The following is a 16,126-nucleotide window of genomic DNA, read 5'->3' as shown; positions in this document are numbered from 1 at the left end:
GCCGCACCGCAACTGGTCCGCCCCCGCGTGTTTCTGTCCCTCCGTCAGGAAGGCCCTGCATGGACCGAGCACCTTCCCTCCCCGACCGGCGGCGCGTCCTCAAAGGCGCCGTGCTCGCCGCGATCCCCTACGTGCTGCTGCCCGGCGCGAAGGCCGGCGCCGAGACGCAGGCTCCCGACCATCCGACCGCGCTGTGGGCCCCCGCGAACGGCGCCAACTACACGGCCGCAGAACGCCCTTCGGACCATGTGATCGACCGTGTGGTCATCCACGTCACGCAGACCACGTTCGACAAGACGCTCACCATCTTCCAGAACCCGAGGAAAAAAGTCTCCGCGCACTATGTGGTCCGCTCCTCCGACGGCCGCGTGGCGCAGTGCGTCCGCGAGGCCGACATCGCCTGGCACGCGGGGAACTGGGAGTACAACACCCACAGCATCGGCATCGAGCACGAGGGCTGGGTGGACCGGCCCGCCTATTTCACCGACGCGCTGTACGAGCGGTCCGCCCAGCTCACGGCGGTGATCTGCGAGCGGTACGGCATCCCCCGCGACCGGACGCACATCATCGGGCACCACGAAGTGCCGGGCACCGACCACACCGATCCCGGGCGGCACTGGGACTGGCCGCGCTACATAAGGCTCGTCGCCCAGGCCTGAGGAGGCACCGGCTTCGGCCGGGAGACACCGGACAGCCGGACGAGCCGCGTCGAAACGGTTGTCGGAGCGCACACCCGGAGTGACGATGTCCGAAACCGCACGACCCCCGACGCCGGCTGAGCCGCACGGCGCCGCCCGACCCGACACCCCACCACCCACCGCCGCCCACACCGACCGGAGACCGTCCACACCCTTGCTCACCCCGACCCGCACTCACCACGTCTTAACTCACCCTGCCGGGAGGCCAAGTTGACCGATCCCTGGGTGGCTCTGGAGCCGGGGGCCGACCCTGCCGAGAGAGTGCGGGTGCTGCGGCGGGCGTACGCGGTGTTCACCGTGGCCGGGACCGTGCCGGGGCCGGTGCGGGCGGTGGTCGCGGACTCCTGGCGGCGGTCGGCGAGGGCCGGGGTGGGACCGGAGAGGACGGCGGACGTCGAACTGACGGACGCCGCGCTCGGGGCCTACCGCGCGGAGCACCCCCTCGCCCGCGTGATGCCCCTGTTCCGGGAGCTGATGGGGCCGTTCGCCGGGGAGCATCTGCTCGCGGTGTGCGACGCGAGCGGACGGCTGCTGTGGGTCGAGGGGGCCGCGGCGACCCGGCGGCAGGCGGAGCGGATGAACTTCGTGCCGGGGGCGCGCTGGGCGGAGAGCGCGGTGGGGACGAACGCGCCGGGTACGGCGATGGCGGTGGACCGGCCGGTGCAGGTGTTCGCGGCGGAGCACTTCACCCGGCGGGCCCAGCCGTGGACGTGCGCGGCGGCTCCCGTGCACGATCCGCGCACCGGGCGGGTGCTGGGCGCCGTCGACGTCACGGGCGGGGACGCGCTGGCGCATCCGCACAGCCTGGGGTTCGTGCAGGCGGTCGCGCGGGCGGCGGAGTCCCAGCTGGCGCTGCTCACACCGGGGCGGCCGGCCGGCGCCGCGCCCGAGCTGAGCGCGCTCGGACGGGACGAGGCCCAGTGGGTGAGCGGCGGCCGGCGGATCAGGCTGAGCCGACGGCACAGCGAGATCGTCGTCCTCCTGGCCTGCCATCCGGAGGGGCTGACCGGGGACGAGCTGATGTGCGCGCTGTACGAGGACGAGTCGGTCACCCCGGTCACGCTGCGCGCCGAACTCGCCCGGCTGCGGGGGGTGCTGGGCCCGGGGTCGCTGGCCTCACGGCCGTACCGGCTGGCCGTGCCGGTCGAGTCCGACCTGGCCGTCGTGGAGCGGCGGCTCGCGGCCGGGGCCGTCACGGCGGCGCTCGCGGCGTACGGCGGTCCGCTGCTGCCGGCCTCCCAGGCGCCGGCGGTGGCCCGGCTGCGGCAGCGGCTCGCGGACGGGCTGCGCGCGGCGCTCGTCGCGGGCCGTGATCCCGATCTGCTGGCCGACTGGGTGCACACGCCGTGGGGTGAGGACGACGTGGAGGCGTGGCAGGCGCTGGCGTCGGTGCGTCCGTCGGCGCCGGTCCGGGCCCGACTGGCGGCGCTGGAGTCGGAGCTGACGGCGCCGGGCGGCTGGATACGCCCCTGACCGGCCCGGCCCGGACGGGAAGACCGACCGCCGCCGGAAGAGACGGCTCCCGCACGAAGAGCCGGCCAGCCGAAGACCCCGTCCCCCCCTGGAGCCGCAGACCCGTCCCCGAGAAAGGAGCCGCCGGCCCCCTGCAACGTCCCTGCAACGTCCCTTTCCCTACCGTCCCCCACAGGGCCGCCCAACGGCGGGCGGCGCTGGTGAAGGAGGCATGGATGACCAGGTATGCCGCGCCCGGCTCGGAAGGCGCGATCGTCTCCTACCAGGGGCGCTACGACCACTTCATCGGCGGGGAGTACGTCCCGCCGGTCCGGGGGCAGTACTTCGAGAACCCGAGTCCGGTCAACGGGCAGCCGTTCACCGAGGTCGCCCGGGGCACCGCCGAGGACGTCGAGCTGGCGCTGGACGCGGCGCACGCGGCGGCGCCCGGGTGGGGGCGGACGTCGGCGACGGAGCGTTCGGACGTCCTGCTGAAGATCGCCGACCGGATGGAGGCGAACCTGGAGGCGCTGGCCGTCGCCGAGAGCTGGGAGAACGGCAAGCCGGTGCGCGAGACGCTGGCGGCGGACATCCCGCTGGCGATCGACCACTTCCGCTACTTCGCGGGAGCGGTCCGCGCGCAGGAAGGTTCGCTGAGCGAGGTCGACGAGGACACGGTCGCCTACCACTTCCATGAGCCGCTCGGCGTGGTCGCGCAGATCATCCCGTGGAACTTCCCGATCCTGATGGCCACGTGGAAACTCGCGCCGGCGCTCGCCGCGGGCAACACGGTCGTCATCAAGCCCGCCGAGCAGACCCCGGTCTCCCTCCACTACTGGATGAGCCTGGTCGCCGATCTGCTCCCGCCCGGCGTCGTGAACATCGTCAACGGCTTCGGCCCGGAGGCCGGCAAGCCGCTGGCGTCGAGCCCGCGCGTGGCGAAGGTCGCGTTCACCGGCGAGACCTCCACCGGCCGGCTGATCATGCAGTACGCGGCGGAGAACCTGAAGCCGGTGACGCTGGAGCTGGGCGGCAAGTCGCCTAACATCTTCTTCGACGACGTCTGGGACAAGGACGACGACCTGCGCGACAAGGCCCTTGAGGGGTTCACGATGTTCGCGCTGAACCAGGGCGAGGTCTGCACCTGCCCCTCGCGCGGCCTGATCCAGCGCGGCAACTACCCCGACTTCCTGGCCGCGGCCGTGGCCCGCACCGAACTCATCAAGCCCGGGCATCCCCTGGACACCGAGACGATGATCGGCGCCCAGGCCTCCAGCGACCAGTTGGAGAAGATCCTCTCCTACATAGACATCGGCCGCAAAGAGGGCGCGAAGATCCTCACCGGTGGTGAACGCGCCGAGTTCGACGGCGAGTTGAAGGGCGGCTACTACGTCCGCCCGACCGTCTTCGAGGGCAACAACGCGATGCGGATCTTCCAGGAGGAGATCTTCGGTCCGGTCGTCTCCGTCGCGGGTTTCGACGACTTCGACGACGCGATCAAAATCGCCAACGACACCTCGTACGGGCTCGGCGCCGGTGTGTGGACGCGTGACATCAACACCGCCTATCGCGCGGGCCGTGCCATTCAGGCCGGCCGGGTCTGGACCAACTGCTATCACGCGTATCCGGCGCATGCCGCGTTCGGCGGGTATAAGCAGTCCGGGATCGGGCGGGAGACGCACAAGATGATGCTGGAGCATTATCAGCAGACCAAGAATCTTCTCGTCTCGTACTCCCCGAAGAAGCTCGGTTTCTTCTAGAGCGGGCCGGTCGAGGCGGCGGGCGGCCAGGACACCGCCCGCCGCCTCATCGCCTGGGCATCGGGACTTCGCGGGAAAGGTGAGATTCGGCGCGTTGGAGCAGGGCGGGGATATCGCTCGCCCGGTGCTTCTCGGCCATGAAGGGTTGCCGCTCCTCACCCCACCCGCCTCGCCGCCCAAGCAGCCACATGTGTCCGCGACCGCAGCCCCAGCGTCGTACGGATGTTGCGCACATGCGTCTCCACCGTCCGCACCGACAGATGCAGCCGGGCCGCTATCTGGCGGTTCGTCAACCCCGCGGTCACCAAAGCGATCACGTCCCGTTCGCGTGGGCTGAGTGGGTCGACTCCCCTCGCGCCAGGGGACGTTCGGCCGTGCACCGCGTAGTCCACGGCCTCCTTCGGCGCCAGCTCCCGACCCGCGACGAGCGCTCCCTCGGCTCGGGCCTTGGGCAGTGCCCGGCGTGCCGTGTCGGTAGCCTCCTCGACTCGGGCCCGGAACCATGGCGGCAACGCCGAGGCGGCGGGGGCTCCTTGGGTCTCGGCGGTCGCGCACAGCCGTAGCCCGCGTTCGAAGCGGCCCTCGCGGACGGCGGCGACGGCCAGCCCCCACAGAGCCAGGCGGGCGGCGCCCGGGTGGTCGGCGGCGCCTAGGGCCTCGGTGAAGTGCGCCTCGGCGGCGGCCAGTTCGTCGCGTTCGAGGGCGAGGACACCGGCGGTGACGAGGGTGCGGCGCAGCGGGGACGGGCCGGCCTGTGCGCGCAGGATCGGCAGGGCCTCGTCGACCAGCCGCGCCGCCTCGGCCGTGTCGCCCGCCGGGAGGGCCTGCCAGGCGAGGAGGGTCAGGCAGTACGCGGTCTCGGCGGGCGCGCCGACGCGGGCGCAGATCTCCAGGCACTCCTGGAGGTCGGCCCGCGAGCCCGGGTCGCCGCGATGTGCCCGCGCGGCGCTCAGCGCCAGCAGGGCGCGGCCGGTGAGCGGATCGCTCCGGTGTGTCCGGCCGCGCTCCAACTCGACTGCTTCGGCGGCGAGTTGGAGTGCCTCGTCATGCTCGCCCGCGTCCACCGCGAGCCGCGCGGCGGCGCACAGTGCGAGGCTGCGGTCGGCGGCCCGGGGGTCGGTCCGCGCCAGCACGCCGGCCAGCAACTCCCGGGCGCGGCCCAGCGGTCGGCCGAGATCGAGGTCGACGACGGCCAGCGCGGCGGCGAGGAGCAGCAGACGCGGGTCGCGAGCGGCGTACGCGGGGCCGGCCGCTGAGGGCGCCAAGTCGGGGGTGGGCAGCGGAAGTTGAGGGCCGATGCCGCTCCGCGCCCGTTCCGACGCCGCACCGCTCCGCGCCCGCTCCGGCGCACTATCAGGCCGCGGCCGTTCCGAGCCGACACCGACACCGACACCAGCACCAGCACCAGGCCACCCCACGCCACCGCCGACCCCCCGCCGCTCAACACCACCCCCCTCCAACACCCACACCAAATTCTCCCGCTCCCCCACCAGCCTCCCCCGCACCCCCGCCGGCGTCAGCACCGTCTCCCGCAGCGGCGCCGCCACCCCGCTCAGCCAGTCCACGTACCGGTCCCGGACCGCCCCCTCCTCCCCCTCCCTCCGCAGCCGCTCCCGCCCGTACACCCGGATCGTCTCCAGCATCCGGAACCGTGCCGAACTCCCCCTGTCCGCACAGGGGTTGATGAGCGACTTGGCTTCCAGGCCGGCGAGCAGGCCGGGTACCGCGCCGGGCGGCACCCCCTTCGTCGCGGCGAGCGCGGCTGCCGCTTCGGGGCCGAACCCGCCGGGCAGCGCGGAGAGTGCGCGCAGCATGACCTGCTCCACCGGCGTGAGCAGGCCGTAGCTCCACTCGACCGCCGAACGCAGGCTCTGGTGACGCGGATCGGCGGTGCGCCAGCCGCAGGTCAGCAGGGAGAGCCGGTCGTCCAGCCGGGCGTGCACGGCGGCCGGCGGGAAGGCGCGGACGAGGCCCGCCGCGAGTTCCAGCGCGAGCGGCAGCCCGTCGAGTCCGGCGCAGAGCGCGGCGACGTGCGGGGCGTTCTCCTCGGTGAGCTCGAAATCGCTGGCCACCGCCCGTGCCCGGTCGGCGAAGAGGCGTACGGCGTCGGAGGCGAGGAGTGCGGTGAGCGTGCCGTCGGCGCCGGGGGCGGGGAGGGCGAGGCCGGGGACGGAGTAGACCGTCTCGCCGGGCAGCCGCAGGGGTTCACGGCTGGTGGCCAGTACGCGTAGGTAAGGGTGGTGCGGGAGCAGGGAGTTGAGGAGGTGGCCGCAGTCGTCGAGGAGGTGTTCGCAGTTGTCGAGGACCAACAGGAGGGGCTGGCCGGCGACTTGGAACCCACCAGCGGCGGCAAGCCTGTCAGCGACTTGAAACCCACCAGCGACGGCAAGCCCGTCCGCGATTTGAAACCCACCAGCGACGGCAAGCCCGTCCGCGATTTGAAACCCACCGGCTGCACCCAACCGGTCGGCGACTTGAAACCCACCAGCGCCGCCCCCGGCCGAACGCCGCGCCCCCGCTACGACACCCCTGGCCACCACCCCCTCTCCGACACCCCCGGCCACCACCCCACACACCGCCCCCTCGACCAACCGCCACACCTCCTCCCCCCTCCGCACCGCCCCCAACTCCACCAACCGCACCTCCCCCCGCCCACCCCGCCGCTCCGCCCCCGCCAGCTCCAGCGCGAGCCGCGTCTTGCCGACCCCCGCCGGGCCGGTCAGCGTCAGCAGCCGCGTCGTACGCGTCAGGCGCCGCAGCTCCACCAGTGCCTCGGCGCGGCCGATGAAGCTGTTCAGCGGGGACGGCAGTCCGGCCGGGGCCGCCGCGCTCAGTGGGTCGGTTTTCAGCCGCCGCCGGTAGGCGCGCTGCCGGCAGGCATTCGAGCAATATCGGGAAGACGCTTTTCTGGCCACCGCACCGCCCGCTCCGGGCTCCTTAATCCATTTACCGCACGCGTCACAGGAAGACAAGGGCGATTCAGCGTCAATCATCAAGGACCCTCTTCGGCAAGGTACTTCATACCGACCTCTCGCCTCGTATGCTGCACGGGAACCCTTGGTCAAGTCTTGCTGTCTTCTTGCAGTGGCCCACCGAAAAGCCGTCGACAATGAAGGCCGCGTGAACATGCTTTGTGCGCCGCCGGTCCCGCGCACGAAGAAAGGGAGAAACGGAGGGACGCCGGACCGTAATGGTTCAGGCGCTGAGCATTCATGGCGAAAAACGAAGCTGTAACAGGCCGAAAAGACCTAGGGTCCCCGTTCGCGATAGGGCTGCTCGGCCCCTTGACGGTCACCCGGGCGGGGGCCGCCGTCGACCTCGGTCCGCGGATGCGCCGGGTGCTGATGATCCGGCTGCTGCTGGAGGAGGGCCGTTCGGTGGCGATGGGCCGGCTGTGCGAGGACCTGTGGGACGGCCGCCCGCCGGCCGGCGCGGTCTCCTCGGTGCACGCGCACATCAGCCGGCTGCGCGCCGCCCTCGAACCGGACCGGCGCGGGCGCGAGCGCTCCCGCGTCCTGGTGAGCGACCCCGCCGGGTACGCGCTGCACCTGCCCGCCGGGGCGAGGGACAGCGTCCGTTTCGAGCAAGCCGTGGGCGAGGCGCGGAAGTTGCTCGACACGGGCCGGGCCGCGCGCGCCCGTGAGGAGACGGAGGCCGCGCTGTCCCTGTGGCGCGGCGCCCCGCTGACCGACGCCGACGACCGCGCGTTCGCGTTCGCGGAGCTCACCCGGCTCGGCGAAGTCCGCCTCGCCGCCCAGGAGATACGCGCGACGGCGATGGCCCGCTCCGGCGAACTCGAACAGGCCGTCATCGCGGCGGAGGAGCTGACCAGCGGCAACCCCCTGCGCGAGACGGCGTGGAGCCTGCTGATCCGCACGCTGTACCTGTCGGGCCGCACGGCGGAGGCGCTCCAGCGGTACGAGACCGTACGCCGGCTCCTCGCCGAGGACTTCGGCCTGGAACCGGGGCCCGCCCTGCGCGAGATCCAGCTGGCGGTGCTGCGCCACGACACGTCGGTGCTCTGCGCGGACACCCCACGCCCAAGCACCGACGCCCCACGGCCGAGCGCCGACCGGCCACACCCAAGCACCGGCACCCCACGCCCGGACACCAGAAACACCACGAACCCCGAAACCCCAGCCCCAGCACCCACCCCCAAACAACCAACCCCCGCCCAACTCCCCGCCGACCTCCCCACCTTCGCCGGCCGCCACACCGAACTCCACCACGCCCTGGCCCTGTTACCCACCCCCGGCACCAACTCCGCCTCCACCGTAGTGATCAGCGCCATCAACGGCATGGGCGGCGTAGGCAAGACCACCCTCGCCGTCCACTGGGCGCACCGAGTCGCCCACCGCTTCCCCGACGGCCAACTCTTCGTGAACTTAAGAGGCTTCGGCCCCGAGGACGCCGCGATGAGCCCCGCCGAAGCCGTCCGCGGCTTCCTCGACGCCCTCGGGGTCGCCCCGCAGCGCGTCCCCACCGGGCTCGACGCCCAGGCCGCCCTGTACCGCAGCCTCGTCGCGGACAAGCGGATGCTGATCGTCCTGGACAACGCGCGCGACGCCGAACAGGTCCGCCCGCTGCTGCCGGGCGCCCCGGACTGCCTCGTCGTCATCACCAGCCGCGACCAGCTGCGCGGCCTGATCGCGGCGAGCGGCGCGCACCCGCTCGCCCTCGGTCCGCTCAGCGCCGCCGAGGCCCGCGAGGCGCTCGCGCGGCGGCTCGGCGCCGGCCGGGTCGCGGCGGAGCCGGACGCCGTGGAGGAGATCATCACCCTGTGCGCGAAGCTGCCGCTGGCGCTCGCCGTGGTGTCCGCGCGGGCCGCCGCGCACCCGACGTTCAGCCTCGCGTCGCTCGCGTCGGTGCTGCGCCGCACGCACGGCAGCCTCGAAGGGTTCCGGGACGCCGACGCGTTCAGCGACGCGCGGACGGTGTTCTCGTGGTCGTACCGGGTGCTGACCTCGCCGTCGGCGCGGCTGTTCCGGCTGCTGGCGCTGCACCCGGGGCCCGATCTGTCGGAGCCGGCCGCCGCGAGCCTCGCAGGGCTACCGGTGCGTGAGATCCGGCCGCTGCTCAGGGAGTTGACGACGGCTCATCTGCTGACCGAGCACGAGCCGTTCCGCTACGTCCTGCACGACCTGCTGCGCGCCTACGCCGACGAACTCCTCGACGCCGGGGAGCGGCAGGCCGCGCGGCGCCGGATGCTCGACCACTATCTGCACTCCGCGCAGGCCGCCGCCCGCCTGATCGCCCCCCGCCAGCGGGCGGTCGACCCCGCCCCGGCCGGCGCGGGGGTGGTCCCGGAGGAGCCCGCCGACCACGCGCAGGCCATGGACTGGTACCGGGCCGAGCGCAAAGTGCTGACGGCCGTCGTCGCGCTGGCCGCCGAGACCGGCCACGCCGCCCACGCCTGGCAGCTGGCCTGGCTGCTGCATCCGTACTTCGAGCGCACCGGCCACTGGCACGACCAGGTCGCCGTCCAGCTCGCGGCGCTCGCCGCCGCCGAGCGCGGCGCGGACCGGGCCGGGCGGGCGAGGGCGCACGAGGGCCTGGGCGGCGCCTACGCCCAGCTCGGCCACCCCGACGCGCTCACCCACATCGACCGCGCCTACGAACTGCACGGCGAGCTGGGCGACACGTGCGCGCAGGCCGGGATCTCCCTCCTCCTCGTCATCACCTTCCACCGGCGCGGCGACAACAAGGCGGCCCGCGACCACGCGCAGCGCGCCCTCGCCCTGCACCGCGCCGCCGGGGACCGGGACGGCACGGCGCGCAGCATCTCCGCGATCGGCTGGTGCCACACCGTCCTCGGCGACCACATCCGCGCCGTCGCCCTGTGCTGGTACGCCCTGACCCTGCACAGCGAACTCGGCAACCTCCGCTGGCAGGCGGCCACTTGGAACACCCTGGGGCACGCCTACCACGGCCTGGGCGACGACCGGACGGCCACCACCTGCTACCAGAACGCCATCGCCCTCTTCCGCTCCCTCCAGGACACCCCCAACGAGGCGGGCACGCTGGCCCGTTACGCCGAGACGCTGTACGCCACCGGCGCGCTCGCCGAGGCCCGTACGGCGTGGCGGCGCGCCCTGGTCACCCTCGACGCCCTGGGCCGCCCCGAGGCCGACGAGGTCCGCGCCCGCCTGCACACCCTGGACGACCAGGAGTCCTCCCCATGATCCGAGCCGCGCGCCCCGCCCGCATCGGCGAAGTCCGCCGTTACACCGAACCGGTCCAAGCGGCCCCCGGCCTCACTCGTACACCCGTCTTTCTCTCACTCGTCCGCGTGGGTTGGCCCCGCATCCCCTGACCCCGCCGCCTCCCCGGTACGACCATCGGAGCCCGGGACACAGAGGCAGGGGGCTCATGAGACGTACGAGCGAACGCACCGTCAGATCCATCGCCATCACCCTCACCGCACTCGGCACCCTGGCCGGCGCCGCCCTCACGGCGGCGCCGGCCAGTGCCGCGCCATGGACCGAGATCGCGCGCGGCGTGACCTACAAGGAGTACGACATCAAGGGCGCCGCCGGCACCACGCGCGCGCACGTCCTGAACATCGACCTGGCCGCCCGGCACGTACGGCTCGGCCTCCTGCACCCGGGGAAGGTCGCCGCCCGCGAGACCGTCTCGAGGATGACGTCCGCGTTCAAGGCCGTCGCGGGCGTGAACGGCGACTTCTTCGACATCAGCGAGAGCCAGCACCCGGGCGTCCCCGTGACCGGCGCGAGCGACGGCCCGGCGATCGCCGACGGCGCGTTCCTGAAGGCCGCGGTCCCGGCCGGCCAGCGCTTCGGCCCGCCGCTGCCCCCGGGTACGACGGCCGAGGACGTCGTCGGCGTCGGCACCGACGACCGCGCCCGCATCGACCGCCTCACCCTCACCGCGTCGGCCGCCACCCCGGCCGGGCGGCTCGCCGTCACCGGCCTCAACCAGTACGCCCTGCACGAGAACTCGATCGGCGTCTACACCCCCCGCTGGGGCTCAGTCTCCCGCGCCCGCTCGGTGTGCGGCACGGACACCGACCGGGGGGCCAGGTGCACGACCGACACGTATGAAGTGACCGTCCACAAAGGGAAGGTGAGCGCGGTGGCGGCCCGCCCCGGCAGCGGTGCGATCGCCGCCGGGAGCGTCGTCCTCGTCGGCCGGGAGGCGGGCGCCCGGCACCTGCGCGCGCTCGTCAAGGGCGAGTCGGTGGAGGTGAGTTACGCGCTGACGTCCGAGCAGCATGTCAAGTACCGGTTCGCCGTGGGCGGTTACCCGGTGCTGGCGGAGGGGAACCCGCTGCCCGGACTCGACGCGCGAACGTCGGCCGTGCGTACGGCCGTTGGGATCTCCCACCAGGGGCAGCACATCTATCTCCTCGTCCTGGACGGGGCGCCCGCGTACCGCAAGGGGCTGAGCATCCGGGAACTGGCCGACGCGCTCAAGAAGTTGGGGGCGGTGGACGGGTTCAGTCTGGACGGGGGCGGGTCCTCGACGCTGGTGACCCAGCCGCCGGGGACGGCCGCGGTGGTGCGCAACCATCCGTCGGACGGGAAGGAACGTCCGGTCGCGAACGGGATCGGGGTGTTCCCCAGCTAACCAACTAGCCCCGCTCAGGGTCTGATCCCCGCCACGAGGTTCGCCGTGGCCGCGAGCCCCTGATGGATGGTCGGCGCCATGCTCGTCCCCGCCAGGAAGAAGCCGAGCAGCAGGCAGGTCAGCGCGTGGGAGAACTTCAGCCCGCCGTTGTGCAGGAAGACCGCCACCAGGATCAGCAGCAGCACGACCAGGGAAATGGAAAGGGCCAAGGCCAGCCTCCTCCGCTACGTCCGCTTTCGCGGCGTTCATCGCCAAGTGCATCAAGTGCCGCAAGTGTGACGTAGCGGAGGGCTGGGCCGGGTGGCTGACCTGTCCCTCGAACGGGTGATTACCCCTGGGCGTCGAGGAACGCCTCAAGCCCCGCGAGGTCGTCGGTGTTGAACCAGTCGACCCCGGCGGCGTACAACTCCCCCCACAGCGCGTCCCGTTCGGGCCCGGCCGCGTCCGGCGTCGCCCAGAACCGCACCTGCTGCCCGCGCGCGTGGGCCCGTACGACGGTCCGGCGCAGCTTCTCCCGCTCGGCCGCCGGGAACTCCCCGGCGCCCAGCCAGCTGAAGTTGAGCGTCCAGTTGTCGCTGATCAGCGGGATCAGGGAGGCCGGGGCCGCGGTGCCGAGGTCGGTGAGGCGGCCGTCGTAGAAGGCCTGGCGGACGGACTGCGCCTCCAGCGGGCCGCGCGCCGCCCGGTCGCCGGAGATGACGGCGGTCACGGCGCCCTTGCGGATGCGGCCGTGCGCGTAGGTCGTGAACAGGCCGGGGTAGCGCCGCAGATGGCGGTCCAGCTCCCGGTAGGTCGAGGAGCCCTCGGTCTTGATGTCGATGAGGAGCTGCACGGGGCGGTGCCAACCCCGGTACACCGAGCCCCTGTTGGCGCGCACGCGGGCCGCGAGCGGTTCCAGGTAGAGGGATTCGAGCGTGCGCGTCGGATCGAGTTCGCTCGCGTCATGGCCGATCAGCAACCGGTCGCCGACGAGGAAGATGTCCGCCTCGACGCTGCCGAAGCGGTGGTCGAGGGCGTCGAAGAGAGGGCGCGGGTGCTCGTAGTCGTTGTGGGCGTGGGCGCGCCACAACGGGCGGCGCCCGGACGGGTGTTCGGCTCGTTCCTCTCGCTCTTCCCGCTCCGACGCGAGCGCGCTGACGCCGGGGAAGGCGAAGGTGCCCGCGAGGGCGGCGCCGAACGCGCCGAGGACTCTGCGGCGGGTGGTGAGGGACATGCGGCTGCTCCCTGTCTCTGCCGTGGGGGGACGTGGGGGTCCTCCGCGAGTATGGGGGCGCGCCCGGCCCAAGAGGAGGGCGCCGCGCAGGAGTTGGCCGGACCGCCGCCACCCGTTTACTCGTGGCATGCGAAAGCCCGCCCCGCATGGGACGGGCTTCACCTGCCCTTCGGCGAAGCTCAGGGCGCCTGGAGGTCCACCAGCGCGGCCAGCGCCCCCCGATGTGCCCCGGCGCTCCCGTAGGCGATCGAATCGGCCTTGGCCCGCTTGAGATACAGATGCGCCGGGTGCTCCCAGGTCATCCCGATCCCGCCGTGCAGCTGGACGGCCTCCTCGGCGGCGCGGACGGCGACGGGGGCGGCGTACGCCTGGGCGACCGCGACCGCGATCTCCACGTCCTCGCCCGTGGCCAGCGCGTCGGCGGCGTTGCGTGCCGCCGCCCGCAGGTTGACGACCTCCAGCCACAGCTGCGCCAGCCGGTGCTTGACCGACTGGAAGCCGCCGACCGGCCGGTTGAACTGCTTGCGCTCCTTCAGATAGCGCACGGTCTCGGTCAACGCCCAGTCGGCGACGCCCAGTTGCTCGGAGGCGAGCAGCCCGGCGGCGGACCGCAGCGCGCGCCGCACGGCCGGTTCGGACGCGCCGACCCGGCGGCCGGGGGCGCCCGCGAAGGAGACGGCGGCCAGCGGCCGGGTGAGGTCGAGCGAGACCTGGGCGGTGACCTCGGCGTCGGCCGCCTCGACCGCGTACAGCCCGCCGTCCTCGGCCGGCACCAGCAGCACATCGGCGGCCACGGCGTCCGCGACCCCGGTCAACTGCCCGTGCAGCCGCCCGCTTTCGAGCCGGACGACGGAGTAGGCGGTGCCGGGCGCGCGGTGCAGGCCGACCGCGAGGACGGCGACCGTGCGGCCCGAGGCGAGGCGGGTCAGCAGGTCCGCGTCGGCGCACTCGAGGAGGGCCTCGGTGGCGACGACCGCGCTGGAGAGATAGGGGACGGGGGCGGCGGCGCGGCCCAACTCCTCCAGGACGACGGCGACTTCGCGGTGGCTCGCGCCCTGGCCGCCGTAGGACTCGGGGATGAGCAGGCCCGCGAGGCCCATGCCCTCGGTGAGGGCCTTCCAGGCGGCGGGGTCGTGCGGGGTGGCGGACTCGGTGCGGGCGATGACGCCGGGGGCGGCGCAGTGGTCGGCGAGCAGATCCCGTACGGCCGCCCGCAGCGCGTCCTCCTCCTCCGAGTACAGCAGGTCGCTCATCGGGCCAGGTCCTTCCAGGGGACGTCCTTGTCGGTGCGCGGCTCGGCGGGCAGGCCCAGGACGCGTTCGGCGACGATGTTCAGCAGGACCTCGCTGGTCCCGCCCTCGATGCTGTTGCCCTTGGCCCGCAGATAGCGGTACCCGGCCTCGCGCCCGGTGAAGTCGACCAGTTCGGGCCGGCGCAGGGTCCAGTCGTCGTACAACAGGCCCTCCTCGCCGAGGAGTTCGACCTCCAGGCCGCTGATCTCCTGGTTGAGGCGGGCGAACGCGAGCTTCATGCCGGCGCCCTCGGGTCCGGGCTGTCCGGCGACGAGCTGCTGGCGCAGCCGTTCGGCGGTGAGCCGGGAGACCTCGGCCTCGACCCACGACTTCAGCAGCCGCTGGTGCAGGTCGTGGGTGCGCAGTTCGGGCCGCTCGCGCCAGGTCTTGGCAACCGGGCCGATCATCCCGCCCTCGCGCGGCAGCCGCATCCCGCCGATGGCGACCCGCTCGTTGTTGAGCGTGGTCTGCGCGACCCGCCACCCGTCCCCGACCTCCCCGAGCCGGTGCGCGTCGGGAACGCGGACGTCGGTCAGGAAGACCTCGTTGAACTCGGCCTCGCCGGTGATCTGGCGCAGCGGGCGGACGTCGACGCCCGGGTCCGTCATGTCGCACAGGAAGTACGTGATGCCGGCGTGCTTGGGGACGCCCGGGTCGGTGCGGGCGATGAGGATGGCCCAGCGGGCGTTGTGCGCGCCGGACGTCCACACCTTCTGCCCGTTGACGACCCACCCGTCGCCCTCGCGCACGGCCCGCGTCCCGAGCGCGGCGAGGTCGGACCCGGCGCCGGGCTCGCTGAAGAGCTGGCACCAGACCTCCTCGCCGGTCCACAACGGCCGCAGGAAACGCCGGTGCTGCTCCTCGGTGCCGTACTTGAGGATGGTCGGGGCGGCCATGCCGAGGCCGATGCCGTTGCGGCGGGCGTCGTTGTCGGGCGCGCCGGCGGCCTCCAGCTCGGCGTCCACGACGGCCTGGAGGGAACGCGGCGCGGCCAGCCCGCCGAGCCCGACGGGGTAGTGGACCCACGCGAGCCCGGCGTCGAAGCGGGCGCGCAGGAACTCCAGCCGGTCGGTGGCCGCCGGCGGGTGAGCCTCCAGCAACTCGGCTGTGCGCCGCCGGAGTTCGGCTGCGTCACTCATACGGCGACCTCCACGGCGAGCCGGCCGACGCTGACCCCGTCCGCGACCTTCTGCACGGCGCCGGCGGCCCCGGACAGCGGCACACGCTCGCTGACCAGCGGCTTGACGGCGCCCCGCGCGGCCAGTTCGGTGAGCTGCTCGTGGCAGTGCTGGACCAGCTTCGGGCTCAGCGTGTTGTAAAGGCCCCAGTGCAGGCCCAGGATCGAGTAGTTCTTCACCAGCGCGTGGTTGAGCGCCGGACTCGGGATGGCCCCGCTGGCGAACCCGACGACCACGATCCGGCCCTCGAAGCCGATCACCTTCGTGGACTGCTTGTAGGCGTCGCCGCCGACGGGGTCGTACACGACGTCGACACCGCGCCCGCCGGTCGCCTCCTTCACGGCCGCGATGACGTCGTCGGCGCGCCGGTCGACGACGACGTCGCAGCCCAGCTCCCGTGCCACGGCGGCCTTGTCGGCGCCGCCGACGACGCCGATGACCCGGGCCCCGGCCGCCTTCCCGAGCTGGACGGCCGCGCTGCCGACCCCGCCGGCGGCGGCGTGCACCAGCAGCGTCTCGCCGGCCTCGATCCGCGCCCGGCGGTGCAGGGCGAACCAGCCGGTCTGGTAGCCGACGTGCAGCGCGGCGGCCTCGGCGTCGTCCAGGGAGTCGGGCGCGGGCAGCAGGGCCCGCTCGTCCGCGAGCGCGTACTCGGCGAAGGCGCCGTACGGCAGCACCGGGTTGCCGATCACCCGGCGGCCGTCCTCGGTCTCGCCGCACAGTTCGACGCCCGGGGTGAAGGGCAGCGGCGGGGTGACCTGGTACTGGCCCCGGCACAGCAGGGCGTCCGGGAAGTTGACGTTCGCGGCGCGCACCTTCAGCAGGACCTGGCCCTCGCCGGGCGTGGGCGGCTCGACCTCGGCGAGCCGCATCACCTCGCTCGGCTCACCGTTCTCGTGCACCTGCCATGCCTGCATGCGGAGCCTCCACGGACTGCGTCGTCGGT

The 16,126-nt window shown here is 73.2% G+C and carries 11 protein-coding genes; 5 read left to right on the top strand and 6 right to left on the bottom strand.

Annotated features, from left to right (window positions below; all coding sequences use genetic code 11):
- Window positions 1–59: 59 nt before the first annotated feature.
- From ACYUD3_RS23070 to exaC, 3 genes are all read left to right on the top strand, one after another.
- Window positions 60–659: an N-acetylmuramoyl-L-alanine amidase gene (locus tag ACYUD3_RS23070; RefSeq protein ID WP_470972821.1), complete on the top strand. Its 600-nt coding sequence runs from the start codon at window positions 60–62 to the stop codon at window positions 657–659.
- Between the two features lie 249 nt (window positions 660–908).
- Entirely contained in the window at window positions 909–2,171 is a 1,263-nt protein-coding gene (locus ACYUD3_RS23065; RefSeq protein ID WP_470972819.1) for a GAF domain-containing protein, read from the top strand.
- A gap of 215 nt (window positions 2,172–2,386) precedes the next feature.
- A complete protein-coding gene (exaC, locus tag ACYUD3_RS23060; protein ID WP_470972816.1) occupies window positions 2,387–3,910 on the top strand; it encodes an acetaldehyde dehydrogenase ExaC in 1,524 nt (507 codons plus the stop codon).
- Window positions 3,911–4,065: 155 nt separating this feature from the next.
- On the opposite strand, the gene ACYUD3_RS23055 is transcribed toward exaC, so the two are convergent.
- Window positions 4,066–6,825: a LuxR C-terminal-related transcriptional regulator gene (locus tag ACYUD3_RS23055; protein WP_470972814.1), complete on the bottom strand. Its 2,760-nt coding sequence runs from the start codon at window positions 6,823–6,825 to the stop codon at window positions 4,066–4,068.
- A 369-nt stretch (window positions 6,826–7,194) separates the two neighbouring features.
- On the opposite strand from ACYUD3_RS23055, the gene ACYUD3_RS23050 reads away from it, so the two are divergent.
- Both ACYUD3_RS23050 and ACYUD3_RS23045 read left to right on the top strand, forming a co-directional pair.
- Entirely contained in the window at window positions 7,195–10,092 is a 2,898-nt protein-coding gene (locus ACYUD3_RS23050) for an AfsR/SARP family transcriptional regulator (RefSeq protein WP_470972812.1), read from the top strand.
- Window positions 10,093–10,279: 187 nt separating this feature from the next.
- Window positions 10,280–11,497, top strand: coding sequence for a phosphodiester glycosidase family protein (locus ACYUD3_RS23045; protein WP_470972810.1), 1,218 nt, complete (start codon window positions 10,280–10,282; stop codon window positions 11,495–11,497).
- Window positions 11,498–11,511: 14 nt separating this feature from the next.
- Here ACYUD3_RS23045 and ACYUD3_RS23040 read toward each other — a convergent pair whose 3' ends face one another.
- The 5 genes from ACYUD3_RS23040 to ACYUD3_RS23020 form a co-directional block, all read right to left on the bottom strand.
- Entirely contained in the window at window positions 11,512–11,706 is a 195-nt protein-coding gene (locus ACYUD3_RS23040; RefSeq protein ID WP_470972808.1) for a hypothetical protein, read from the bottom strand.
- Between the two features lie 119 nt (window positions 11,707–11,825).
- Entirely contained in the window at window positions 11,826–12,710 is an 885-nt protein-coding gene (locus tag ACYUD3_RS23035) for a phosphatidylinositol-specific phospholipase C/glycerophosphodiester phosphodiesterase family protein (protein WP_470972806.1), read from the bottom strand.
- A 179-nt stretch (window positions 12,711–12,889) separates the two neighbouring features.
- Entirely contained in the window at window positions 12,890–13,963 is a 1,074-nt protein-coding gene (locus ACYUD3_RS23030; RefSeq protein WP_470972804.1) for an acyl-CoA dehydrogenase family protein, read from the bottom strand.
- Complete coding sequence (locus ACYUD3_RS23025; protein ID WP_470972802.1) at window positions 13,960–15,141, bottom strand: acyl-CoA dehydrogenase family protein; 1,182 nt, start codon at window positions 15,139–15,141, stop codon at window positions 13,960–13,962. Before ACYUD3_RS23025 ends, ACYUD3_RS23030 begins: the two co-directional genes overlap by 4 nt.
- On the bottom strand, window positions 15,138–16,097 hold the full coding sequence (locus tag ACYUD3_RS23020) for an NADPH:quinone oxidoreductase family protein (RefSeq protein WP_470972800.1): 960 nt from the start codon (window positions 16,095–16,097) through the stop codon (window positions 15,138–15,140). The genes ACYUD3_RS23025 and ACYUD3_RS23020 overlap by 4 nt, the downstream gene beginning before the upstream one ends.
- Window positions 16,098–16,126: the final 29 nt, after the last annotated feature.

Source organism: Streptomyces sp. AMJ-169 (genome assembly GCF_055597585.1).
The sequence above is the reverse complement of the archived record's forward strand: the minus strand, read 5'-3'. Positions and strand labels throughout refer to the sequence as shown.

Coding starts and splice junctions, on each gene's coding strand:
- ACYUD3_RS23070 (WP_470972821.1), top strand. CDS start 60: ATGGACCGAGCACCTTCCCTCCCCGACCGGCGGCGCGTCCTCAAAGGC.
- exaC (WP_470972816.1), top strand. CDS start 2,387: ATGACCAGGTATGCCGCGCCCGGCTCGGAAGGCGCGATCGTCTCCTAC.
- ACYUD3_RS23045 (WP_470972810.1), top strand. CDS start 10,280: ATGAGACGTACGAGCGAACGCACCGTCAGATCCATCGCCATCACCCTC.
- ACYUD3_RS23035 (WP_470972806.1), bottom strand. CDS start 12,710: ATGTCCCTCACCACCCGCCGCAGAGTCCTCGGCGCGTTCGGCGCCGCC.
- ACYUD3_RS23030 (WP_470972804.1), bottom strand. CDS start 13,963: ATGAGCGACCTGCTGTACTCGGAGGAGGAGGACGCGCTGCGGGCGGCC.
- ACYUD3_RS23025 (WP_470972802.1), bottom strand. CDS start 15,141: ATGAGTGACGCAGCCGAACTCCGGCGGCGCACAGCCGAGTTGCTGGAG.
- ACYUD3_RS23020 (WP_470972800.1), bottom strand. CDS start 16,097: ATGCAGGCATGGCAGGTGCACGAGAACGGTGAGCCGAGCGAGGTGATG.